This is a genomic window from Paraburkholderia sp. 32 (assembly GCF_050435345.1).
GTDB classification, from domain to species: domain Bacteria; phylum Pseudomonadota; class Gammaproteobacteria; order Burkholderiales; family Burkholderiaceae; genus Paraburkholderia; species Paraburkholderia tuberum.
In genome coordinates this window covers 3,007,931-3,030,642 of the sequence record NZ_JBNDKD010000001.1, presented here as the reverse complement: position 1 = coordinate 3,030,642, position 22,712 = coordinate 3,007,931, and the positions used below count along the sequence as shown (strand labels likewise).

The 22,712-nt window shown below is 56.6% G+C and carries 17 protein-coding genes and 3 pseudogenes; 15 read left to right on the top strand and 5 right to left on the bottom strand.

Annotated features, from left to right (window positions below):
* Positions 1-52: 52 nt before the first annotated feature.
* The 7 genes and pseudogenes from OKW26_RS13960 to istA all read left to right on the top strand — a co-directional run bounded on the left by OKW26_RS13960 (position 53) and on the right by istA (position 10,126).
* The gene (locus tag OKW26_RS13960) at positions 53-2,476 is read left to right on the top strand and encodes a hypothetical protein (RefSeq protein ID WP_429353972.1); all 2,424 of its coding nucleotides are present in this window, start codon (positions 53-55) and stop codon (positions 2,474-2,476) included.
* A gap of 229 nt (positions 2,477-2,705) precedes the next feature.
* Positions 2,706-4,076 carry an ATP-binding protein gene (locus tag OKW26_RS13955; protein WP_429353971.1) on the top strand — a complete coding sequence of 457 codons (1,371 nt, stop codon included), beginning with the start codon at positions 2,706-2,708 and terminating at the stop codon, positions 4,074-4,076.
* Positions 4,077-4,225: 149 nt separating this feature from the next.
* Positions 4,226-4,702: pseudogene (locus OKW26_RS13950) on the top strand (TniQ family protein); the annotation flags it as partial.
* 384 nt (positions 4,703-5,086) lie between these two features.
* Positions 5,087-5,629 (top strand): hypothetical protein, encoded by a 543-nt coding sequence (locus tag OKW26_RS13945; RefSeq protein WP_429354258.1) that lies wholly within the window; start codon positions 5,087-5,089, stop codon positions 5,627-5,629.
* A 93-nt stretch (positions 5,630-5,722) separates the two neighbouring features.
* Positions 5,723-6,586, top strand: coding sequence for a TniQ family protein (locus OKW26_RS13940; RefSeq protein ID WP_429353970.1), 864 nt, complete (start codon positions 5,723-5,725; stop codon positions 6,584-6,586).
* A gap of 44 nt (positions 6,587-6,630) precedes the next feature.
* Complete coding sequence (locus tag OKW26_RS13935; RefSeq protein ID WP_429352904.1) at positions 6,631-7,980, top strand: IS4 family transposase; 1,350 nt, start codon at positions 6,631-6,633, stop codon at positions 7,978-7,980.
* A gap of 1,318 nt (positions 7,981-9,298) precedes the next feature.
* Complete coding sequence (gene istA, locus OKW26_RS13930) at positions 9,299-10,126, top strand: IS21 family transposase (RefSeq protein ID WP_429353969.1); 828 nt, start codon at positions 9,299-9,301, stop codon at positions 10,124-10,126.
* Here istA and OKW26_RS13925 read toward each other — a convergent pair.
* The gene (locus tag OKW26_RS13925) at positions 10,008-10,469 is read right to left on the bottom strand and encodes a hypothetical protein (protein WP_429353968.1); all 462 of its coding nucleotides are present in this window, start codon (positions 10,467-10,469) and stop codon (positions 10,008-10,010) included. The genes istA and OKW26_RS13925 overlap by 119 nt on opposite strands.
* A 144-nt stretch (positions 10,470-10,613) precedes the next feature.
* On the opposite strand from OKW26_RS13925, the pseudogene OKW26_RS13920 reads away from it, so the two are divergent.
* Positions 10,614-10,827: pseudogene (locus OKW26_RS13920) on the top strand (IS110 family transposase); the annotation flags it as partial.
* 564 nt (positions 10,828-11,391) lie between these two features.
* Positions 11,392-11,884: pseudogene (locus tag OKW26_RS13915) on the top strand (transposase); the annotation flags it as partial.
* A gap of 219 nt (positions 11,885-12,103) precedes the next feature.
* On the opposite strand, the gene OKW26_RS13910 reads toward OKW26_RS13915, so the two are convergent.
* From OKW26_RS13910 to OKW26_RS13895, 4 genes are all read right to left on the bottom strand, one after another.
* Positions 12,104-13,009, bottom strand: coding sequence for a GlxA family transcriptional regulator (locus OKW26_RS13910; protein WP_429353967.1), 906 nt, complete (start codon positions 13,007-13,009; stop codon positions 12,104-12,106).
* Positions 13,010-13,079: 70 nt separating this feature from the next.
* Positions 13,080-13,343 (bottom strand): hypothetical protein, encoded by a 264-nt coding sequence (locus tag OKW26_RS13905; RefSeq protein ID WP_429353966.1) that lies wholly within the window; start codon positions 13,341-13,343, stop codon positions 13,080-13,082.
* Positions 13,344-13,793: 450 nt separating this feature from the next.
* Positions 13,794-14,009, bottom strand: coding sequence for a hypothetical protein (locus tag OKW26_RS13900; RefSeq protein WP_184067996.1), 216 nt, complete (start codon positions 14,007-14,009; stop codon positions 13,794-13,796).
* A 94-nt stretch (positions 14,010-14,103) separates the two neighbouring features.
* On the bottom strand, positions 14,104-15,357 hold the full coding sequence (locus tag OKW26_RS13895) for a glycosyltransferase WbuB (protein ID WP_184036569.1): 1,254 nt from the start codon (positions 15,355-15,357) through the stop codon (positions 14,104-14,106).
* Positions 15,358-15,955: 598 nt separating this feature from the next.
* Here OKW26_RS13895 and OKW26_RS13890 point away from each other — a divergent pair.
* From OKW26_RS13890 to OKW26_RS13865, 6 genes are all read left to right on the top strand, one after another.
* A complete protein-coding gene (locus OKW26_RS13890) occupies positions 15,956-16,771 on the top strand; it encodes an aldo/keto reductase (protein ID WP_429353965.1) in 816 nt (271 codons plus the stop codon).
* Positions 16,761-18,311 carry a GMC oxidoreductase gene (locus tag OKW26_RS13885; protein ID WP_429353964.1) on the top strand — a complete coding sequence of 517 codons (1,551 nt, stop codon included), beginning with the start codon at positions 16,761-16,763 and terminating at the stop codon, positions 18,309-18,311. Before OKW26_RS13890 ends, OKW26_RS13885 begins: the two co-directional genes overlap by 11 nt.
* 66 nt (positions 18,312-18,377) lie before the next feature.
* Positions 18,378-19,016, top strand: a complete 639-nt coding sequence (locus OKW26_RS13880) for a putative colanic acid biosynthesis acetyltransferase (protein ID WP_429353963.1) — start codon at positions 18,378-18,380, stop codon at positions 19,014-19,016.
* A complete protein-coding gene (locus tag OKW26_RS13875; RefSeq protein WP_429353962.1) occupies positions 18,979-19,848 on the top strand; it encodes a glycosyltransferase family 2 protein in 870 nt (289 codons plus the stop codon). The genes OKW26_RS13880 and OKW26_RS13875 overlap by 38 nt, the downstream gene beginning before the upstream one ends.
* Before the next feature lie 50 nt (positions 19,849-19,898).
* The gene (locus tag OKW26_RS13870; RefSeq protein ID WP_429353961.1) at positions 19,899-21,050 is read left to right on the top strand and encodes a glycosyltransferase; all 1,152 of its coding nucleotides are present in this window, start codon (positions 19,899-19,901) and stop codon (positions 21,048-21,050) included.
* 141 nt (positions 21,051-21,191) lie between these two features.
* Complete coding sequence (locus tag OKW26_RS13865) at positions 21,192-22,619, top strand: lipopolysaccharide biosynthesis protein (RefSeq protein WP_429353960.1); 1,428 nt, start codon at positions 21,192-21,194, stop codon at positions 22,617-22,619.
* Positions 22,620-22,712: the final 93 nt, after the last annotated feature.

Sequence of the window (22,712 nt, the reverse complement as noted above, 5' to 3'; positions counted from 1 at the left end):
TTTGTGCACATTGATATGTAATCCTCTACTTATATTAAAGGTACATCCTGAAATGGCTGAACGCGTGGTGAGGTTGCCGGCCCTAAGAGAGTTATACAGGGAGCAGTCGAGTGAAAAGATCTATCGGGTTGTGCATGTGGAGCGCGAATCATCGGAAGTGGTCCTCTGCTACATCTTCGGATCCAGACTGACTCTCAGATTTGTCTCCCTGACCGATTTCTGTGCTCTTAGCGCGCGCGGCTATTCAGGCACAGACGGACTTAAACGGATCAAACAGGATCGGGACCCATACAGCGTACTTCAAAGGGGCTTGCGAGCAACGCCAGCCGGCAGTGATCAGAGTGACGTCAACTGGAAGCGAATAACACCGCTGCACAAAGACTCAAGAAAATTGTATCGGGCACTTCGCGGAGGGGCAGGGCGGACGCAAATTTTGCAGGAAATCGCGGATGACTCGGGCGTTACGATTCAGCGCATCCGCGAGTTATTCCGCAATTATCTGCAAAGAGGGATGGACGAAGCTGCGGTCGCCTCAGAGTTTTGGCGCTGCGGTCGCAGATTGCAGCCGCCACGATGGCAGACAGGAGAGGACGCGACACCGACGATCGTCACACGTGAATATAAGGAAAGGCCGGGACGCAAGCCTTCAAACCCTCACCCGCATGCGCCCAGGACGGATGCGCTCGAACGGCTCTTTGAACAGTGCGTTGACCTCTATCTTACGAGCAAGCTTGGCCCGTGGACGCTGGACTTGAGTGAGGAAGATGAGGAGAAGATCAGGAAACACGCCCAGGCCGCCCGTTTCCCTTCGACACGTAGGCCCAGAAAGCAGTCGAACCGCAGAGCATCCTCGATACGTAGATCCCGAAGTAGCTCTGGTCGTCGCGGCGGACCGCGAGCCCGGGTGACGTGGGAGGATCTGAAAGACTTCTTGAACTATGTCTGTCGTTGCACCCGTGAGGTGCGAGATCATACCGGCCAGATAATCGATCTGGAACTCGCACCGTTTGGGATCATTACCCAACGGCAATTGACGCATTACTATCAGACCCGGGTGCCGCCTGCAACAAGAAAGCGCAGGGAAATGGGCGAGCGGCAATATGCGCGACACGGTCGCCCGATCAAGGGGCACGCATTACAGCATTCGGTTGGGCCGGGGCAGGAGTATCTGATCGATGCGACGATAGCCGATGTATTTCTGGTGCTTTCGTACGATCGCACGGTAGTGGTCGGGCGTCCTACTGTCTATCTGGCGATGGACGTGTGGAGTCGAATGATTGTCGGGTTTTACGTAACATTCGACCCACCATCGTTCGAAGGTGTTGCGTTGATGCTGGAGAACATTGCGACGCCCAAGGACGAGCTTTGTGCGAAATTTGGCATAAAAATAGCGTGGGAAGATTGGCCGTGTGAGTATCTTCCGCAGTCTCGTTTCTTCGCCGATCGCGGTGTTGACTTTATGAAGACTGCGAGCTGGCAGGCAGTCAACGAAATTCTGGGCATAGCGATCAGTAACGCAAAGGCGGGCGACCCCACTCTGCGAGCACTTGTTGAGCGAAGGTTCGGCATCCTTCCGGCTCATTTTCAGCGCGCGACGTTTGGCGTGGTCGAGGCAGACGCTACGACACGCGGCGCTCCGCACTATGCATGGGATGCGAACCACACGATCAGCGAATTTACGCGGAAACTGATTCGGGCGATCTTGAGGCACAACAGGACGCCGATCGGTCGGAAGGGTGCAATTATCGAGATGGCGACAGCGGGCATAGCCGATACGCCGCTCAATCGATGGAATTATGGCCTGGAGAATCTTACGGGCACTTTGCGAAAGCATTCGATCGATGAGATCCGCCGCGCAACGTGGCCCGTGGATGAGGCAACGCCCAGAAAAGAGGGGCTGCGCTGGCGCGGTTTGAACTACACCTCGACATATATTCAATCGAAGCATGTTCATCTTCTCGGGAAAAATGCGAAAAAGAAGGTGGCGATCCAGTTCAATCCAGACTCTCCTTCCCAGATACTGATCCAAGGGGATATGAAATGGGAGTACGCAAACCTCGCAAAGAACAACGAAGTCCGACCTGATGGCGGAACACTGATGGAATGGGCGGTGTATCGACACGTGGACCGGGTCAATGCGCGCAAGGAACATGACGCTCTTCAGCCCAGGCGCATCATGGATGCACTGAACAATGCGGAGGAAAGCCGCGCAGCAAAGCGGGAACAATCCATGGCACTCAAACAGGCGGGTATCGGCCATCCTCGGCAGCAACGTCGGCCGAAGTCGTCTGCCAAGCGTGACATTTCCGAAATGGTCAAAAAAATGGGAAAACCCCAATCAGCGAGTTCGCGGCAAGAGCAGCGGCGCGATGATATCCCGAAAATCGACAGCAAGGAGTACCCGGTAAGTGGGGGAAACAGATCGATTGCAGAAAGAATGTCGAAAAATATGCAGGATATTTTGGATTCTATCTGACTTTTAATTCCGATCCTTAAATTGCGATGGGCGCCTCAAGATGAAAAGTGAAAATTCTGTCAGAAAATCAAAAAAAGGTGTATCAAGCTCCGGTCAGAACGATGGTGAGGCATATAAACTCGTACCGGTCGCCGCGTACGATGATCCGATTTTTGGGTGAAAAGCCACATCGGTTTCGGCGTGCTACCACGATGCGGCACTCGAACTGCCGGAGAATGAGCATAGTCCGATGATCCTGGCTCTACCTCCGTTCGAAGAGCAGGCGGTATTCGCCGAAGCGATGAGTATCAGCTTTGCTGTCCATTATCCGGAAAACGCCAGGCAACTTTCTGGTCTGCTGCGGCTTTTGGCAATCGAGAGAATCTCAAACGTACTGGTTGTGACAGAGGCGCATCTCAAGCTCATCGACTGGCTGCATATTGCCCTGCGCCACCGGTACAGGGGGCTTGTGCCCACAAGGTCCTTGAGAGAACTGGCGCAAAGGAGATACGAGGCAACCCAGAAGCGAGAAACCTGTGCCATACATCCAGTGGACGATTCGCATGCCGATTGTATCTTTGTACCTGGCATCTCCGGTGCGGGAAAAACTACGACGGTAAAGATGGTTTTAAGTATGTTCCCAATGATAGTGGAGCATACCGAGTTTTCGGGAGTATCGGCTAGATTTGCGCAGGTTGTATGGATTTTTGTTTCCTGCCCGGCTAATGGGTCGGTAGCCACTCTTATGAAGGGGATTCTGCACTGGTTTGATATCCATTTGGGAACGAATTATGTCGGCGAGATGAGGAGTGGCGCAAACACGGGAGACTGGATCGCTGCTGTGGTGGATAAAATCAACAAGCATTTGGTGGGAATGATTGTGATTGATGAAATCCAGTTCGCCGTCAAATCCGCCGACAAGGTGCATTTGCTGGATTTTATTACCGGATTGCTTAATGACGGCAAGTGTCTTTTCGTGCTCGTAGGAACTCCTGACGCTGGCGAGATGGTCAAAGCAACCATTCACAATCTCCGGCGTGTTGCCAGCAGAGCGTATATCCCGCTTGACCTCTTCCCGGGGCCGAAGGCCTCGTTGCGTCTCGCCAAGAAGATCACTCAGATTGATTTCTTGCCGGAGGCGCCGCTCGACAGCGACGCCGTGAACGAGGCGCTGATTGAAGTCGGAGCTGGATCGCCAGCTTTTATGAAGCTTGCCTGGGTGCACACCCAATACGCTGGTCATCGTGCGGGAGAGTCGCGTATTACGCCTGCACTTGTTCGTGAAGCGGTCAAGGAACCATTTTCCCTCGTCGAAGGCCTTCTGGGGGCCCTGCGCAGTAAAGATCTTGTCGCGCTCGATCAGTACAAGGATGCGGCGATAAAACAGATTGCTGATATCAGGGAGAAAATGCTGCTGGATCAGGAAAGGAGCCGGCTTGCACTGACCGCGGGAGAGGACGAGGCGTCAAGGAAATTTTCGAGATGTGTAGATATGCTGATCAAGATGGACTGGCCGCAAATCGAGGCCGAGGCGTTTGTCAGGTCAAAACTGACTTCAGACGCTTCGATGCCCGTCAGGGAGCTGATTGCATTGGCGGTAGCCTCGAACCATGTTGTCTGAAAGATAGCGGTTTATTGCAGGGAACGACCTTTGCAGATTCACCGTGGCGCGAGGTCTAAAGCAGAATCATCACAAAATATTCCACGCAGACTGCGTTTTGTCGTTGGGGGCGATGAGGCCGCCTGAACGTCTAAGTTAATCTCGTATGCGTGCGCATCGCTGCTTTAAGCGATGAATACCGGAGCGGAGGAATCGTGACAGTCTATCTTGACGAGCCATTACCCGATGAGATGCTTTTCAGTGTTATTGCGCGTTATGTTCAGGTGTCTCCTGTCGGTGACACGACACGCTTTCTACGCCATCTCATGGGGCCTCTGAGCGCTGTTGCGACAGATAGAGCGTTGCAATTTGAGCATCTGGCAGCACAGACGGACGCCGCCTGGGGAAGAAGTGCGCGCACCATCCAGGACACGCTGACCCTTGCGCCGTTCTACTCGACAGTATTTGGTCCGATCGGTGACCCGTCTGTTAGTGGGCCTAACTCAAGATGCACGCAGTGGTCTGGATTTCTGGAGCAAGGGCGTCCTGGTCTCCGGTTCTGCCGGAGTTGCTGGAGACGGGACGACAATCTGAATGACCCTCGGTACTGGCGCCGCTCGCATCAGTTGCCCGGCGTGGTTACCTGCATCTGGCACGGTGAAATACTCTGCCTTGCTGGCGCTGCGACGGCGCGACGAATTCTGACTGTAGATACGCAGTTCGATGATGTGCGTCCAGCAGTTGATGGAAGCGCTAGCGAGGTCATCGCGTGGCATGCTGTAGCGCGCCTGGCAGGTCAGCTATTGCGTGGTGGTTGCCCGTGGGCAGGTTTTTCCGATCTCGGCGTGTGCCTCGAGTACGCTCAGCGCTGCGGTTACGGCAGAGGCGCCTCTCTGGATCTTGCGCGAATGTCACGTGATTTAACTACGCGCCTAGGGGGAGCGTACATGCGGGTGATGGGCGTGGCGCGTAACGATTCTATCTGGTTGCGTCGTGCTCTCCTTCGACCGACTCGTGGCTCACTTCAGTCAGTGTCGACCCTGCTGGTGGCATATCTTCTGATGGACAGCTCAACGCGCCTCGCGAATTCAAACTTTGCGGTTTGTCCAGGGGCAAAATCTGAGCATGATGAGGATCATCGAGTCACGAGAAAAATTATGGGAGACGGCACTCCCCATTACTTTTGTTCCTGTGGCTTCTCTTTTATCTGTCAGCGGTTCAATGGTGGCGATGAATCCATCGTGCCCACGCAGATGGGACCCGACATCGCTGTAGCTGCGGCGATTCTTGCAAGCCGGGGCTATTCCGTTGTGAGAATTGCGGGAACGTTGGGCCTTGAGGTCCGCGATGTCGAACGGCAAATCCGGTACGGGATCGAAGTTCGCCCCTGGCACCGGCGGACGGTGCGCGCGAGGCATCTGGCGTCCTGGATCCAGTTGGTCAATCACCTTGGCGATGCCAGCCTTGCATTTCAACGTGACGTCAGGCTTTGGAGACAGGTCGCGCCGCTTGCTGGTGCGTTTCCAGAAGGTATGGCGCCTGCACTTGCAGAACAAATCGAGCCTTCGCTGTGAATCAATCGTGGTGAACGCCGTTCGAGCGCAATCCGTATGCCCCAAGTCTTCTATAAAACATCGCGTGTCTCGTGGCGCAGATTGGAGAGTGTAATGGCTGTCTATCTCGATGAGCAACTTGACGATGAACCAATGTTCGGGATTGTCGCTCGATATATGGAAATGTCTCCGTCGATAGCCGTGGAGCGAGTGATTCCATTAGTTTATGGTGAAAGAACTGGGCCATCATTGTTGGGTAGAAATTATAGTCATGTTGCTGTGGAAACCCAGTCATGTTGGGGGCTTACGTCGAAGGAGATAATTCACAGGATGACGTTATTTCCATACGTATCGAGTTTGATTGATGAGGAGGCGTCGGATGATTTGATTCGAGAAATGCTTGTATCGAGGAGTAGAGGCAAGAAACGCAATGGAAGTTGGCCGGCATTGGGATGCGAGGGGTTTCGCTATTGCAGGCGCTGCATTGCGGAAGACCTGCAACAGGGAGTGCCTAAGCACTGGCGCCGGACTCATCAATTACCAGGGGTGACCATCTGTGTTCATCATGCGGAGTTTCTCTGGATGCAAAATGCTGGCAAAGGTGGTCGTTACCTAAAATTTGTTACGCCGGAAGTCGCCCAGACCATGGGTGTGTCACCTATGGTGCGGGAGTCAATGGATGTACGAAAAGAGGCGGCGTTGCAGTATGCAAGGCTGTCGCATGATTTATTGAATGGAAGAGTGAGAATTGATCGTCGATACATTTATGGGGTTTTTTATGAAAAGATTAAAAGAAAATTGAGGTATCGTGACGATGGAGAATTGCGAAAATCCATTTTACTTCTTATTAAAAATTGTTTTGGTGCGAATTATTTGGGGTGCGTGGGTTATAGGCATCGTCTTATACACAAGTCTGCCCTCCGCACCGTAGGCCGGAACAAACCGTCGTCGAGCAATGAGATCGACCGGGGCTTGTAAACTTTCGGCGCGTCGCGTTTACTCTTGCTTTTTGCGTGAACGCCTTGGCCCTGGAAGCACCGTGCTGGACGGAAACCGAATTTGCTGGGCTCGACCTTGGCGACGCGCGCTTGAACAAGCGAGCAAGGACATTGATGGAACGATTGGCGGCCAAGCCGACGGCTGGCGTGCCGCAGGCGTGTCGGGGCTGGGGCGAGACGATGGCGGCGTACCGCTTCTTCGACAACGGCGAGGTCCAGTGGAGTGCGATTCTGGAGCCGCACTGGCGGCAGACCGAGCAACGAATGGCCGCCCAGTCGGTCGTGTTGTGCCTGCAGGACACCACGGAACTGGATTTCAACGGCCGGCAGGCCGCGGGCCTTGGGCCACTGTCTTACGAGATGCAGCGCGGAATGTATTTGCATCCGACCTATGCGGTGACACCTGAGCGGGTGCCGCTGGGTGTACTCGACGCGTGGATGTGGGCGCGTGAGCCCAAGGACGCGCAGGGCAAGCGCGGCGGGCTCAAGGAAAGCCTGCGCTGGATCGAGGGTTACGAGCGGGTAGCGGAAACGGCATCGAGCCTGCCGCACACGCGACTGGTGTACGTCGCCGATCGCGAGGCAGACATGCTCGCGCTGATGGTGCGGGCGCAGGAGTTGGGCACGCCGGCGGATTGGCTGATTCGCTCGACCCACGACCGCTCGCTGCCCGAGGGAGCTAAGCTTTGGACGGCGACGACAGAAGGCGCACCGCTCGGCGAGATTGCCTTCACGATGGGCTCGCGTCACGGCGTGAAGGCGCGCCAGGTGCGCCAGCACGTATGGTTGCGGCGCATCGAACTGCCGGCAGGCGTTGGTCAAAGCGTAGCGGCCACGTGTCTGGTGGCGCGTGAGTTTGATGCACCAGACGGCGTCAAGCCGATCGAATGGCGCTTGCTGACCAACCGCGAAGCCAGGACGCTGCAGGAAGCGATTGAACTGATCGACTGGTATCGGGCGCGCTGGGAAATCGAGATCTTGTTCAACGTGCTGAAGAACGGTTGCCGAGTCGAGGCGCTGCAACTGGGCGCGATCGAACGGCTCGAACGCGCGCTGGCGCTGTTTCTGGTCGTGGCTTGGCGAATCGTCCATCTGATGCACATGGGCCGCAGTTGCCCCGATCTGGATGCCGAACTGTTCTTCGATGTCGATGAAATTCGCGGCGCGTATTTGCTGACCGACGTCAAGCAGCCGGCCAAGCCCAAGCTCAACGAGGTGCTGCGCTTGATCGCGCGCTTGGGCGGATTCCTCGGCCGCAAGGGCGATGGCGAACCCGGCGCGAAAGCTATTTGGCTGGGACTCAAAGAGGTTCATATCGCTGCCAAGACATTGCAGAAGTTACGTGTCGGCGGTCACGCTGGAAATTGTGTATAAGCCGATGGGTTATAGGGCGACGCGATTTCCTGATTGTAGGGGGCGTCGTGGATTTGAGACATCTCGCGTTTTGTGGATTGTAATTTTTGCGACCATGCTGGAATTAATCGAACGGGATCCAAATCTCTTAGATGATTGTCATTTCAAGACAGTCTACGGTAACGCACCGTCGGAAAATTTTAGGCGTAGGCCGCATTTCCGTGCGCGTCCTCCAGTGGAATGTCCGAATACGCTCGCGGAACATGGCGCCGGGCATATCGTAGAAAGCACCGCATGGAGAGATTCTGCGCTACGGTGCGCGTGCACCTGCGGCATGAGGTTCAGATGCGCTGAGCTTGATGTTGGCATCGGGCCGCCGCAGATTAAGCGTTGGGGTGAGGCGTATGTTCGAGAAGTGATGCGTTTGAAATCTGCTGGCTACCGTTCCACAGATATCTCGAAGATGCTTGGGCTTCCGTTACGAACAGTCTTCAACATGTATTCCGCCTAGTTGGCCATCGGGCAGAGCCGACCTGTGAACGGCTGTGAGAATCCGACACTAAACGGCGGCGTCGATCAGAGATGCGGAATGGTCATGCTCTGCTGAGCGGTCTGGTAACGGTTTGCGCGAAGAGCGGGAGGCGGCGCCGGCTGCGTCGGAAGGAGCCCGTAGGGCGAGTGCAGACGCAGCCGATTCGGCTCGCTTCAGGAAGAGGTGACGCTGAAGTCGGGATGCGGTAGAAGAAGGCTTATCGCCGAAGAAACAGGCCCGACACCGGCTCAAACCGCCAAGTTCATTCCGATGTCGAGCCCCACGCGCGCGCGGCACGGGTGCTGGGCCAGTATGGCACGACCCACCAGTCCCGTCGATACCGTTTCGGCATTGACGGGGATTGCCGATGCCGGCCACAGGCCGCCTGTTTGTGTGCGCCCGCTGCCGGGCGCAGGTCATCGTTTGCCGCCGTTGCGACCGCGGCCAGATCTATTGCGACGGCGACTGCTCTGAGGTCGCACGTCAGGCCAGCATGCGCGTGGCTGGCCAGCGCTATCAGCGCAGTCGTCACGGGCGCTTCGCGCACGCCGAACGGATGCGCCGCTATCGCAGCCGCCAGAATAAAGTGACGCATCAGGGTTCTGCTGTGCCTGCCGCCGATGCTCTACTGGCACCGACTTCGACGACGTCGGCGGCAAGAGCAGCGGTGCCCGCCACCGCCCCATCTGTGCCTGAGCATTGCCATTTCTGCCACTGCGTCTGTCCGGACTTCGTACGTCTCGGGCCACTACGCCGTCGGGTCTTCCGTGATGTTCGTACTGCTACTTACTGCACAGGAAGTGACCCATGACCATCGGAGTTGAACTGGAGGCGCAGATCCTGCGCTACTACCACGTCGAGAAGTGGCGCTGCGGCACCATCGCACGTCAGTTGCATGTGCACCGCGGCACAGTCCAGCGCGTGCTGGCGCAGGCCGGTCTGCCACGCGTCGGCGGGATGCTCAGACCTTCGCAGATCGATGCCTACCTGCCGTTTATCCATGACACGCTCAAGAGGTTTCCGTCGCTCACGGCCAGTCGGCTGTATGCGATGGTCACCGAGCGCGGCTACCGTGGCAACCTCCATCATTTTCGGCACCTGATCGCGGTACACCGTCCGCGTCCTACACCAGAGGCTTATCTGCGGCTACGCACCTTGCCCGGAGAGCAGGGCCAGGTTGACTGGGCCCATTTCGATCACCTGCAGATCGGGCGCGCGCGTCGGCCGCTGATGGCCTTCGTCATGGTGCTGTCGTGGTCGCGGCAGATCTATCTGCGCTTCTTCCTCGATGCCCGCATGGACAGCTTCCTGGCGGGCCACGCCGGCGCGTTCGCGGCGTGGTCCGGATTGCCACGAATCCTCCTCTACGACAATCTCAGGAGCGCTGTGCTCGAGCGTCAGGGTGATGCGATCCGCTTCAACCCGACGCTGCTCGCGTTCGCCGCTCATCATCGCTTCGAGCCCCGTCCAGTGGCAGTGGCCAGAGGAAACGAGAAGGGACGCGTCGAAAGAGCTATCAGGTACGCACCGGGATGCTGCGCCGGATGGCCGAGCCCACACCCTTGCGGCGTTTGCGCTGCCCGTCGATCGCCAAACGTGCATTGGCCAGCATGCGATCGATGGTCGCCGTGCTGACATCAAGGAGTTTGGCCTTGATGACGGGATCCAGATCGAGATGGCCGTGCCGCTCCATGGCATCAACCAGCTTCGGGATCAACGCCTTCAGGCGCTTGCCGCAAACCCGGTCGGCCGCTTCCCACAACACCGTCAGTGCCTGGCGTACCGCCTCGTCGTACAGCCGGTTGCGCTCGCGCGCCCCCTTTACCGCGCCGGGCTGCTCCCGCAGCAGCCGGATGGCGTGCTTGCGGTGATACCCGGTCAGAGCCACGAACTCGTCGAGAATCCTGATCCGGTCACCAAACGCCGCGCCGCTATACCGCAATTGCAATGCTGCGACCAACTCCTTACGTGTCGTCATGCTGATTTGCCTTGTCACCTCGTGTCGCTCTCTCCGGACAATCCGGCGGGTAGCAAACTACGTGAGGCAACAGGTCAGCGCGAGTTGCATTTCTGATGAGTCAATGCGCCGGCGGCCATCGTAATTGACAATCTGCAGCATATCGCCATGGATGCGACCGGTGTGTACTGGAAACCGGTCTGGCACATACTCGGGGCTCACTTCGAACTGATCCTGGCCAACGCGCAGCACAATGCGCAAAATGCTCAGGCGCAAGACCGACGTCAACGATGCCATGTAGATTGCCGACCTGGTGGCGCACGGACTGATCCGCGCCAGCTTCGTGCCACCGGCGGCCACGCGGGAGCTACGCCACCTCAGGTGTGGCAACGTCGACGCCTTTGAAGCAGTCGAGACGTCGACTGATCGTGCTCGCGAAAACAATCAGGGAGAGTGACGTCCCTCATCTGATGCGGCATACGTCACGGGCTTCCCGATCTTCCCCAAAGGTCTGCCCTCGAGTTCTCCGAAGCGGAGCGCTCGGGCTGTTTGTGTCTGGTTCGAGCGCTTCAATCGCCACACTACCGCAAGCCTGCTCTATTTTATGTGGCCCCAATTAACTGCGGCTCTCCCGCCCTTGCCGGACGCGGCAGGTGTGAACTTGTGTTCAGAAGAGCGCGTCTGCCTAATCGAGATCAGCGTTTGAGTGCGTAGTTCTGTTGGTTTTGTATCAGGAGGCGCGCGCGCCCGCTAGCGTCGCGCCTGGAAAGTGAAGTGCGTACTTTTTTGTGTGCACAGAATAGCTCGACATACAAAAAGTCTGCATTTTCGGAGCAACGCTCTAAACTGAACCGCCCCGGATTTGGTGGAGGCTCCAAACCTTGAGAAAAATGGTATGGGCGCCTCCGCCTTGAGGAAATGGTAGGAATTTCGCAGGTAACCAAGGTTCCGGACCATGCAAATCAACGGCTTGCGCGGATGGCTAACCGAGTACGGCGAAGTTGCGGCTAAAGGACGGGCGTCGATTGACAAGGCGATACCCGAGATTCTTGTCCGGGTTGCTGACCGCGACCGCGGCGGTTGCGATGATAGGCGACGCGAAGGCGTTTCGATCGGGGCGGGAGTTTGCCGCGTGGGCGGGACTGGTGCCGAAGCAGACCGGTTCGAGTGGCAAGGTAAACCTTCACGGCATAAGTAAGCGCGGCGACACATATTTGCGAACGCTGCTAATCCACGGTGCACGCAGTGTGTTGATAAATGCGAAAGAACCAGGCGCGTGGGTCGAGCAGCTGAAAAAGCGGCGGCATCCGAGCGTGGTGATTGTCGCACTGGCAAACAGAATGGCGCGGACGATCTGGGCGGTACTAGCCAATGATCGTCCGTACCAGAAGGGATACGTGAGCATACATCCAGCGGAAGTGGGAAACGTCTCGTAAGAAATTGACTCTGTTGAAGTGGAGCGACGAAGGTTGCGTTGGGAATCGAGAGTGATGGCAACACAGGTCGGACCGTGATTCGCTTCCCCGACTACCTGTCAGGTCCGGTCCAGGCTAATACACATTAACTTAAACCAACCACCTCCACGATTCCCGGGGCGGTTCACCGGTGCGCTTGACGTGAATTCCCACTTGCGCATCTGGATTGCTGTTCGTACGTCAACTCTTTCGTCGACTCTGCGTCCGGAACTCAGTAGGCGACATCGAGAGCTCTTTACGGAAAAGCTTCGACAGTCTCTCTCCGTTGCTAAGACCGGTTCGACGAGCGATCTTGTCCACCGGAAGATCGCTGTTGGCGAGCAGCTTGCACGTAAGATCGAGCCGCGCACCAAGAAGGTACTTTGAAGGCGTAACACCGAGCTCCCGTTTGAACAGACGCAGGAAATTGCGCTCACTCATCGAAGACGTGCGCGCCGCATCGCCCACCGATATGGGCTTCGCGCAGTTCTGGACGATCCAACGCGCCGACGCACGTGCTTTCTCGGCGAGCGTCTTTGCATCCATCTCTTCGAACGCGGGGGCCAATGTACGCCCGCCATCCGAGCCGAGACGGTCCGCCACGCGCGCGGCCAACTCCGCTCCCAGATCCATCTTGAGCAGTGCGAGCGAGGTCACCAAAGCCTGATCGCGATCATGCTCCGCAGCGCTCGCGGATAACGATCGGAGACGGATATCATGCTTCACCGAAGGCCAATCGCACCGCGCCACGCCGGCAGCCGACAAAACCATGTGCCCATTCCCGATCGCGGTCACACGGACGCCTCTTGCACAAACCAGTCGCAACAGATCAATGAGGTTGTCGTCGACGGAGGCGTGCGCGACACCACTTCCGCTGGGAACGAAGAGGTTGTCGAGACGATCGAAATCGCGCGTGGAAAAATGCTCTGTCCAAACCACCATCGATGACGAGCACGCAACCGCTCCACCGTCAGCCGAGATGAGGTTCACGCGATATGTCACGGAATGATTCGAACTTTGCGATTGTAATTCATTAGCGACATGCAGAGCTTCGGCGAGCGTACCGGCGTCCAGCAACGAAAATCCGTCATACAAAATAATCGCCACGTGCTTCACGATTGTCGAACACTGAACAGACCGAATGTGCTGTCTCGGACAATCAAGCGGTGCTAGCGCGTCAGATAAGATTGGCGTCATGCGGCCTCCAGTTCGGCAGGTTTCTATTCGTCACACGGAAAAAAGACAGGAATTCCATGTGGTGTCGGACTTCGATTCTCTCGTTTTCAGATTTATCCTTGCCGTTTTTAATCGACAAGGTTTCTGGCGAGAAAAATACGTTGCCGAAGAGCGGTGGTGCAAGCCCGGCATCCAGGTCGCGGCGCGCGATAAAAACGACTGTCAGCAGAAAATGCAGCGGCCTTGCCTCAATGTCGAGATGCAAGGTGTCCGCTTCAAAAGAGCGGAGGCGTCACTGCAATATGGGCAGCAACCCGGTAATCAGAAAGAAAATAGTAACAACAAGCATCGACTTCTCGTTTCGTATAACGATATCGGGAGTCTGCGCCTGATGCGAATCAGCGAGATTCCCATATATCGGTATTCCTGGTTCAAGCGTATTCTTCATATAGTAGACTTTGAAGATAAACTGGCGAGATAATGAGAAGTTGTGCCACGTAAATATCCTTACACGCCATAACTTACCGCGTGAAAAAAAATCCCACCAATTACTTTCAACCTTTATCGGCCGGACAGGGCTAAGTTTTGACTTAATGAAACTACGGCGCGTTCAACTGGCCGCATACCTTGGTGAATTAGTAGGGAAGGTCTGCAAAAGTCCAGGTGTTGACGTCTGGGTGGACGAAAAGCGCTGCAAGGCGAAGCCGCTTCAGATCTAGTCCCGGCTAATACATCTGATTGAATCATCCATGCCCATGGCTTCACCGAGTCTCGTGACCGCAACCATACAAATCCGGTCTCCGGCCTCTTCGAGCGTGATGGTCTGTTCTTTGTAGGCCAGTGCGATCGCCTCCACTGCACGCATAAAGAACTCCGACTCCTCATCCGTCCAGTCCACGGGAAGGTCGGCACTAAGCCATTCTGAATTCATCCCTGCCTCCTTAGGATACCTTGTGAGGTCCACGAAGCAAGCTGGATCTCGCTCATTTGCGCTAGCACCGGATCCGAAGACTGTTAAGTGGGGCCTACGTCGTCGCGCGGTCTCCGAGGTCTCGTTTGCCGAGAACTGAGCTGCGAAGCCGTGCCTCAAACTGGAGGAGAATCGTTTCTTTCGAGAAATTGGATGCGGCGTATTGCCGTCCGAGGGTGCCAAGGCGCTCACGAAGCGACGGGTCGTCGGCGAGACGAAGGATGGCGTGTGACAATGCCGTGAAAGAGCCGGGCTCGACTGCGACGCCGACCGAGTTGATGACGCTCCATAACTCGGTACCTTCATTCGCAGTCGCAATTACCGGTCGGCTGCTCGACAGCATTGGGCCAAGCTTCGAAGGCATGACGAGATCCGCGGCGCCCGCAAGCTGTGGAAGGACGTGTATGTCCGCAAGCGATAGCAATTCATTGAACCGCTCTTTAGGTTGCAGCCCGAGAAACTTGACGTTCGGTACGTCACGGGCCTTTTCGAGCAGGACATCTTTTGCTGGTCCAGCGCCACAGATCAGGAACATGATGTCCGCGCGCCACGTGAGAAGCTTTGCAGCGTCGACAATGATTTCCAGACCTTGCTTAAGTCCGAGATTGCCTGAGTAGAGGACGACCAGCGCTCCGTGGCCGATGGTGAGCTGCGCGCGATAGGGGTTGTCCGTGCTGTTTGGATGCGCGTGTTGAGTATCGACCCAGTTGGGAAAGGTGAAAGCTTTTTCCGAGGAGACCCCCTTCTGCACGGCGAGCCGTGTCATCGCTGCGGAGGGTGTCGAGACGACGTCGGCGCGTGACATCAACCATCTTTCCACGCGCAAAGCCAGCTTTCTTGCGACATGGCCTTTCAGTATGCCCAGTCGAAACGCTGCGTCGACTTCGTAGTCCTGTACATGAAGCCAACATGAGGCGCTGGCGACGCGGGCGGCGAACAACGCGACGGGAGACGCGAACAAAGGTGGCTCTACGAGCCACACGGCGTGCGGACGCCACGCGATCTGCCACAGAGCGGCCGGACTCGCGAAAACCGCGAAGCTCATCAGATGTAGCACGCGCTTCAGACCCGACGGGCGCTTGGGGCACCAGAAGGGAACGCGTATGACGGAAACGTTGTTGATTTGCTCAGTCGAGTACGTCAACGCGTTATAGCCAGCCTTGATGCGCCACTCAGGATAGTATGGAGACGCGGTTATCACGCGTATCGTGTGCCCCTGTAATGCGAGCCACTCCGCAAGCTCCGCGGAGTACTTTCCCACCCCTGTCACCTCTGGGGCATAGTTGAGCGAGATTATCAGCACTTTCATTGAGTAATCCACATCTTGGGAAAAAGAAGATCAAGTCTGCGTTGGGCACGGGAACGTACGACCCATGCGTTTCGGACTCTGATGGAGGCTATCGTGTCAAAGCTGCGCGTTCGCCTTCTTGATTCGAAGATCGCAGATATCAAATTGCCCGGTCGGACAAATGCTTGTCGTGCCTCGCCTAGATGGGCTTCGCCAGCGAGGACATATGATCGCAAGTCGTGTGGGCGCAGGAGGCCTGGTGCCGGTCTCTTGCCACTCGCGGTGGGCGAAAGCCGACAACTTCTTGCCGATTTCCGTCTTGACCGGGGGAATCAGGGCGCGGCGCTTATATTCCTTTCACGTCGACGAGATTCAAGTTCGCCACATGCGATCGCGTGAACACGCTGTGCTAACCCATCCAGTGCCTCGGCACACAGCGGCTTTGACGGAGAGCTCGTACAACCATGCCATGGATACTGACACGGTTAATCTGGCGGACTACGCACAGACCTTACTAAGGAACTGACGTCTTATCGCCGCGGTAACGCTGATCGTCGGTGAACATTCTCGTCATTCAATTCAAGGCGCGGGCTTGACCAGCATTTAGCGGGAGCTAATCGTGCAAAGCGTTCAGTTGACCGGGACTCCCATCGTACTTTCGAGATTCATATTCGGCACCGCCAGTCTTTTCAACAGTGGCTCCGAAAAAGCAAGGCGACGACTATTATTCTCTGCGGTGGACGCCGGGTTCACCCATTTCGACACGGCCCCCTACTATGGCTTTGGCTTGGCCGAGCGCGATCTTGGACACGTTCTCAAAGCACGACCGGAGGTCACTGTCACCACCAAAGTCGGTATCTATTCGCCCGGCGGCGAGGAGCAAAGCGGGGCCGCTGTTTTTGTTCGCAAGGCGACAGGGCGCTTCATAAAGACCATCTCGGGTCCAACGGTGGATTTCTCAGTCGCCCGAGCGAAGAGAACACTCGAGGGCAGTTTGCGTCGTCTGAAGCGTGACTCTATCGACATCTACGCGCTGCACGAGCCTGAAATTTCCCTGCTCAATACTGATGAATGGTTGAAATGGCTCGAGAGTCTCCTACGCGACGGAACGGTCCGTACTTTCGGCCTCGCGCTAACTACGGATAAGGTCGAACCGTTCCTCGCTGCCGGCTCCGAACTGACCCGCTTCATTCAGGTCCACGACAGTCTCACCGGTCGCGAGGCTGACGTACTGACCTGCTACCGCAAGCCCTTCCAGATCACTTATGGTTATGTCTCCGCGTCCCGCAAGGAGGGGTCGCCGCTGTCCGTGACAGAGGTTCTGCGTCGGGCACTACTTCGCAATACCAATGGCGCAATCATCGTGAGCACGAAGCAGTTGGCCAGGCTGCAGCAATATGCCCGGCTCGCGGAGGAAACGGCCGATGCTCAATGACCTGGGCGGGCAGGGCGCGATTTCGCGGGCAGCCGATTTCATAGTCATCGGCGCGGGAACCGTCGGCCTACCGATCAGCGTACTATTGGCGCGGAAGACAGGCGCAACCGTCATCTGCCTGGAAACCGGCGGATTGCGCCAGGAAGAGGACACGCATCCGCTCAATGAAGTCGTCCAGCAGGGGATGTTCTACAAGGGTGCCTCGCACGGACGTTTCCGATGCCTGGGCGGTACCTCGATGCGATGGGGCGGTGCCCTCATTCCCTTCCAAAACTCTGATCTCTGCAATGCCCACTGGCCGATCTCACTCGATGAACTAACCCCTTTCATCGGAGACGTCGAGCGGCTATTCTCCCTGGAACCGGGCCCGTATTCCGACGTCTCCTTTCCGTTCGAACTCGGTGGGACCCATGTCAATCGTCTCGCCAAGTGGCCAGAATTCCGGAAGCGCAATGTAGCGGCGTTGTTGGACGCTGACGTCGCTGCGGCAGCCAACCTTCAGGTCTGGTTGAATGCCCATGTCGTCAAAATCAAAACTCAGACTGAAGGCGTCCGACTGGAAGCGGTATCGCCAAATGGTGACAGGCTAGCTATTTCGGGGAGGAAGCTCATCGTCGCCGCTGGCGCGATCGAAACAACCCGTCTGGCATTGCTAATCGACCGTCAGAACAATGGAGCCGTCTCGGCCCTTACGTCTGCGCTCGGTCATAACTTCACGGATCATATTTCCGCAGAAGTAGCGGAAATCGTCGCCTCCGAAAGCGCTTTGCTAAATAAGATCGTCGGCTTTCGATTCGGCGCCGCCGGTTCAATGCGCAATATTCGTTTCGAGCTAGCGCCACAAGCGGAGGCGCGGCGGCATCTGCCGCCAGGTTTCTGCCACATCGGCTTCGAGGTTGAGAAACCCGGTGGCTTTGATGTGCTACGGGAGATATTCCGGAATGTACAGCGTCGTAAGTCACCGCCGCCACGAGTAATGTTCGATTTGATTGCGAATACCCCCTGGCTTGCGCGCGCCATGTGGTGGAGGCTCGTGAACAAACGTCTACTGTTTCCCGCCCACTCGCGCCTGATTGTCCATGCGGTGGTTGAACAGCTTCCATCTCCCAACAATCGTATCACTCTCAGCGATACGTGCTGCGACCGCTTCGGCTTGCCACTCGCTGAGATCAACTGGAGGTTGTCCACGGAAGACAAAGAAAACGTAATCGAGACATCGGAACTATTTAAAAGAACTTGGAGAACGAGCAAATTCGCCTCGCTTGGCGTATGGAAATCGATCGAGCCACAGCAAATCTGGGCCAACATCGATAACGCAGAAGGCATCTTCCATCCGACAGGTTCGACTCGCATGGGTGCATGCCCCGCCGATGGCGTGGTGGACAAAAACCTCAACCTCTTCGGTGTCGCGAATGTCCAGTTGCTTGCCACGTCAGTCTTGCCGACGGGAGGTGGGGCGAATCCGACTATGATGCTCCTGCTGCTGGGGATGCGATGTGTCAATCAGCACGCTGCCGGCAGCACCCCGCCAAAAGCTTGATGCTTTCCGCCAACCGCGGGTATTGAGCCGTGTGGACGCTACGATGGTCCGTTGAGAGAGGAGTCTATGCCTAAAGATGCAATCAACCGGGAAGGCGTTGGTCCGAGCATAATCCTGAAAGGCGTGAATTCGAGACAGGGACCTTCATTTTCGTTGTCGAACAGATTTCTGAGGGTTCTTTGGGGCGTCATCTACATCGTTTTCTTCGTGCCGACGCCGCGTGTCTTTCATGCGTGGCGTCGCTGGATTCTGCGACTATTCGGGGCCACTATAGGCGCAGGTGTTCACGTCTATCCGCGCGTGCGCATCTGGGCGCCATGGAATCTTTCGATCGGCGACTTTACAGGCGTTGCCAATGGAGTGAACTTGTATTCCATCGAACGCATCACGTTAGGTGAGCGTTGCACGATATCGCAGGGCGCGCAGCTCTGTACAGGAAGTCACGACTACAACCATCCGACGTTTCAGCTAACTGCAAAGCCGATTATTGTGGGATCGGACGCGTGGGTGTGCTCTGAAGTCTTCGTTTGCCCTGGCATTCATATCGCGCCGGGAGCGGTTGTAGGCGCGCGATCAGTGGTAACGCGGAGTCTGCTGAATGAGTGGACTGTGTATGCCGGCATGCCAGCAAGGAAGATTTCTCTTAGAGTCAAGCACGGAGAGCCCAATGAGCAAAGTGTCTGTACTGGTGCTGACGAAGAATGAAGAACAGGATTTGCCTGGTTGTCTTGAGACCGTCATCGGGTGGTGCGACGACATCCACGTATTTGATTCGCTCAGCACAGACGGGACCGTCGCGTACGCTCGCTCGGTATGCGCGAACGTGATCTCCAGACCATTCGACGACTGGTCCACTCACCAGAACTGGGGATTGAAAAACATCCCATTCAAGCACGAATGGGTGCTGTATCTGGATGCCGACGAGCGCGTTCCCCCATTGCTCGTACCGGAGATTGAAACGGCGGTCTCGAACGCCGGCGATGCGGTGGCGTTTCAGATTAGACGCCGCGACTTCTTCAATGACAGGTGGCTCAGGCACGTGCAGGCTTCACCGTACTTCGTTCGGCTTTTCAGGCCCCAGCATATCCACTATGAACGGCTCGTCAATCCCGTCACCGTGGTGGATGGCAAGACTGGCCGGCTCGACGGCTATCTCGATCACTTCCCTTTCAGCAAGGGGCTATCGCACTGGCTTTCACGGCATAACGCCTACAGTTCGCTGGAAGCAGATCAGTTCCTTCGCAATAAGGCGAACGGCAACAAGTTCAGCCTTTCCAAGGCGCTGTTCGCGGCCGATTTCCAGACTCGCCGCTATCATCAAAAGCGCCTGTTCTACCAACTTCCATGCCGCCCGGTGATCAAGTTCGTTCTACTTTACTTGGTTCGTCGAGGCTTCCTCGACGGACACCCGGGCTTGGTGTATGCGACGCTGCAGTCGGTCTATGAGTACTTCATCGTTCTGAAAGTCAGGGAGAAGATGAGGGCGGCGAGAACGCAAGTCGATCGCCCTACATTAAGCGAAGAATTGAAGAGTTGAACCGCGCATGCGCGTTATGATGAATGTCAGTTTGAGCCGGAGATCCCGCCTTGAGAACCCTTCACATTATCTCGTCAATCGAGCGAAGATATGGTGGTCCTGCTGAGGCGCTCAAACGGCTCGCGACGGAGCTCCGGCTTTCCGGACACACTACCGACATTGTCTGTCTTGACTCATCTATTGATGCTGACAAATCGGACGACAATGCTTTCGATCTGGTTGTCAGGCTAGGCCACCACGCTGGCAAATACGCGCTCAACTTCAGGCTTGTTGGGTGGCTGACACAGCATGCGAACCGGTACGATGCAATTATCGTAGACGGCATATGGCAGTTCCACAGCGCGGCGGCCGTTCTCTCGCTTCTTCCGAAAAAGATCCCATATTTCGTGATGCCGCACGGCATGCTCGATCCATGGTTCAACATCGGCCGCCCGTTGAAACACGCCAAGAAGTTAGTCTATTGGATATTTGTGGAGCGTCATGTCATCAGCAATGCGAAGGGGGTTCTCTTCACCACCGACAGTGAGCGCGAACTGGCGCGCTTGGCGTTTCCGCTGTACAGGGCGAAGGAGCTGATGATGATGATTGGCACGGCACCGCCACCTTCGACGGAAACGTTGGACGTTGCGCAGCGGCATTCGCTAGCGACGCCGGGCAAGATTATCCTGTTTCTCGGGCGAATTCACGAGAAGAAGGGCTGCGACTTGCTAATCCAGTCGTTTCACGATCTCCAGAACTTGAGCACCGACTATCGCCTCGTCGTCGCAGGCCCCGACGATCATGGACTCGGGGCGAGATTGCGTCGCGAGGCCGTGCGGCTCGGCATCGCGGATCGTGTTAGCTGGCCTGGCATGGTAACGGGGGCGCACAAGTGGTCCCTGCTGCGCGCTGCCGACGTCATGGTTTTGCCCTCGCATCAGGAAAACTTCGGCGTGGTGGTGGCCGAAGCACTAGCGTGCGGCGTGCCGGTGCTCTTGACCGACAAGGTCGGAATCTGGCAAGAGGTCGTTGCCGATGGAGCCGGGTTCGTGGACGACGACACGCGAGAGGGTATCACCCGCCTTCTGACGCAATGGGCAATGCTGCCGGACGACGAGAAGGTTGCGATGCAATGTTCGGCAAAGCAGTGTTTCAACAATCGGTTTCATATCTCCAGAGTCGCGCAGAACTATATCGCGTTGATGAGCAAGCAGGTCGCGTAAGCATTTCTGCTTTAACACACGCGTGCAGGATGGCTGTCGCAGGAAATTGAGTTCGTCAGCGCGATTTTACGCTCAACCGTTGCTGCCCCTTCCAGGACATCTCATTCGCGGAAGAGCAGCGTCAGAGGATCACACGCTCCAATGCCGCTTGCAGATAATTTTTTCGTGCGCGCACCGGTCTCCATCCTGCGGCTCTGTTTTCGTCGCTTGCCGTTTGGTATCGGAGCCTCGGAAGGGCGCGACAGGGATCGCTATGTGCGCGCCGCGCGTTCCGCTGCATGCAATGCGGTGAGTGCCGCGATGGGCTTTGCGGTAGTGCTGCTCTCGGTCTCTTTGACGCTTCCGTATCTCGGGCAAGAGCGCTTTGGCATCTGGATGACAATATCAAGCCTCGCAGTGATGTTGTCGGTGCTTGACCTTGGCGTGGCGAATGGCCTCGTCAACCTGGTTGCGGACGCGAAAACGAGCGGCGATCAAGAGAAACTGCAGACGATTGCGACTCGCGGCGTACTGCTGCTCGTGGTGATCGGCGCAGCCGCTGGGGCTGTGCTCGTTGGTGCCGTGAGGTTGCTGGACTTCCAAAGGCTGCTCAAGATCGAATCGGCAGACGTCACAAGAGAAGCGGTGGAGTCAACCGTGGTTTTCGTCACGCTGTTTTGCGTGAACATCCCACTAAGCGGCGTGAGAAAGGTTTTTTATGGTCTTCAGCGAGCATGGGAGCCACATATCGCTGCTGCGATCGGATACTTTTTCTCGCTACCGCTTCTTTATCTCTGCAACCGCTATCGCGCACCGTTGCCGTATCTCGTGCTTTCTACCTATGGCATGCAGGTCGGCACGACGTTGATTCTCGTTTGGCGTCTTCGCCGGGAGCGGATTTTTCGCATTCATCGCGGCATATGGCTGGGAACGGGGTGGCAAGACTCGAGGCTGCTACTGCGGACGAGCGGCATGTTCCTGATTCTTCAACTTGGCATGATATGCGGCAGCGCATGCGATCCCCTGATCGTTTCAAACATTCTCGGCGCGAAGGAAGTGGCGAGACTGGCCGTTGCGCAGCGGTTGTTCCAGGCGATCACCGTCGGGATGGCCATGCTGTCGGGGCCGCTCTGGGGTCTCTATGCCGACGCACACTCGCGCGGTGAGAAGATGTTCATCAGGCACACGCTGAAGGTGTCCATGGGCGTCACGGGCGGCATCGCGGTGCTGACAAGCGCGCTGATTCTGGCAGCTTCCCCCTGGCTTCTGAAGGTTTGGACGGGCAATCACCTGGCTGTACCTTTCCCATTGCTGTGCGCGGCGGGGATGCTGGCGGTGGTCGAAGCAATGGGAAACGCTTTCACCATCTTTCTGAATGGAATGAGCGAATTACGCCCCCAGTTGCTTGCCGTGCTGATCTTTAGCGCGGTATCCATTCCGCTCAAGGTATGTCTGCTCTTGAAGTTCGGCACAGTGGAATGGGTGGTCTGGTCGTCCATCATTGCGAGCATCATCGCCGACTATGGCGTCTATATCGGCCTCTGCAGGAAGCAGATTCTTGCGCACGCGTCGCTCGGTCCGCTTTCGTGACTCTCACAACCACCTTCTGAACGTATGGCCGACTTCCAGGAAAAGTTGCGGTTGGCGGGGGACGCGCTCAAAAACAGACGTGGAGCCTTGAGG

Coding starts and splice junctions, on each gene's coding strand:
- OKW26_RS13960 (WP_429353972.1), top strand. CDS start 53: ATGGCTGAACGCGTGGTGAGGTTGCCGGCCCTAAGAGAGTTATACAGG.
- OKW26_RS13955 (WP_429353971.1), top strand. CDS start 2,706: ATGATCCTGGCTCTACCTCCGTTCGAAGAGCAGGCGGTATTCGCCGAA.
- OKW26_RS13940 (WP_429353970.1), top strand. CDS start 5,723: ATGGCTGTCTATCTCGATGAGCAACTTGACGATGAACCAATGTTCGGG.
- istA (WP_429353969.1), top strand. CDS start 9,299: ATGACCATCGGAGTTGAACTGGAGGCGCAGATCCTGCGCTACTACCAC.
- OKW26_RS13925 (WP_429353968.1), bottom strand. CDS start 10,469: ATGACGACACGTAAGGAGTTGGTCGCAGCATTGCAATTGCGGTATAGC.
- OKW26_RS13900 (WP_184067996.1), bottom strand. CDS start 14,009: ATGAATTCAGAATGGCTTAGTGCCGACCTTCCCGTGGACTGGACGGAT.
- OKW26_RS13895 (WP_184036569.1), bottom strand. CDS start 15,357: ATGAAAGTGCTGATAATCTCGCTCAACTATGCCCCAGAGGTGACAGGG.
- OKW26_RS13885 (WP_429353964.1), top strand. CDS start 16,761: ATGCTCAATGACCTGGGCGGGCAGGGCGCGATTTCGCGGGCAGCCGAT.
- OKW26_RS13880 (WP_429353963.1), top strand. CDS start 18,378: ATGCCTAAAGATGCAATCAACCGGGAAGGCGTTGGTCCGAGCATAATC.
- OKW26_RS13875 (WP_429353962.1), top strand. CDS start 18,979: ATGAGCAAAGTGTCTGTACTGGTGCTGACGAAGAATGAAGAACAGGAT.
- OKW26_RS13865 (WP_429353960.1), top strand. CDS start 21,192: ATGCCGCTTGCAGATAATTTTTTCGTGCGCGCACCGGTCTCCATCCTG.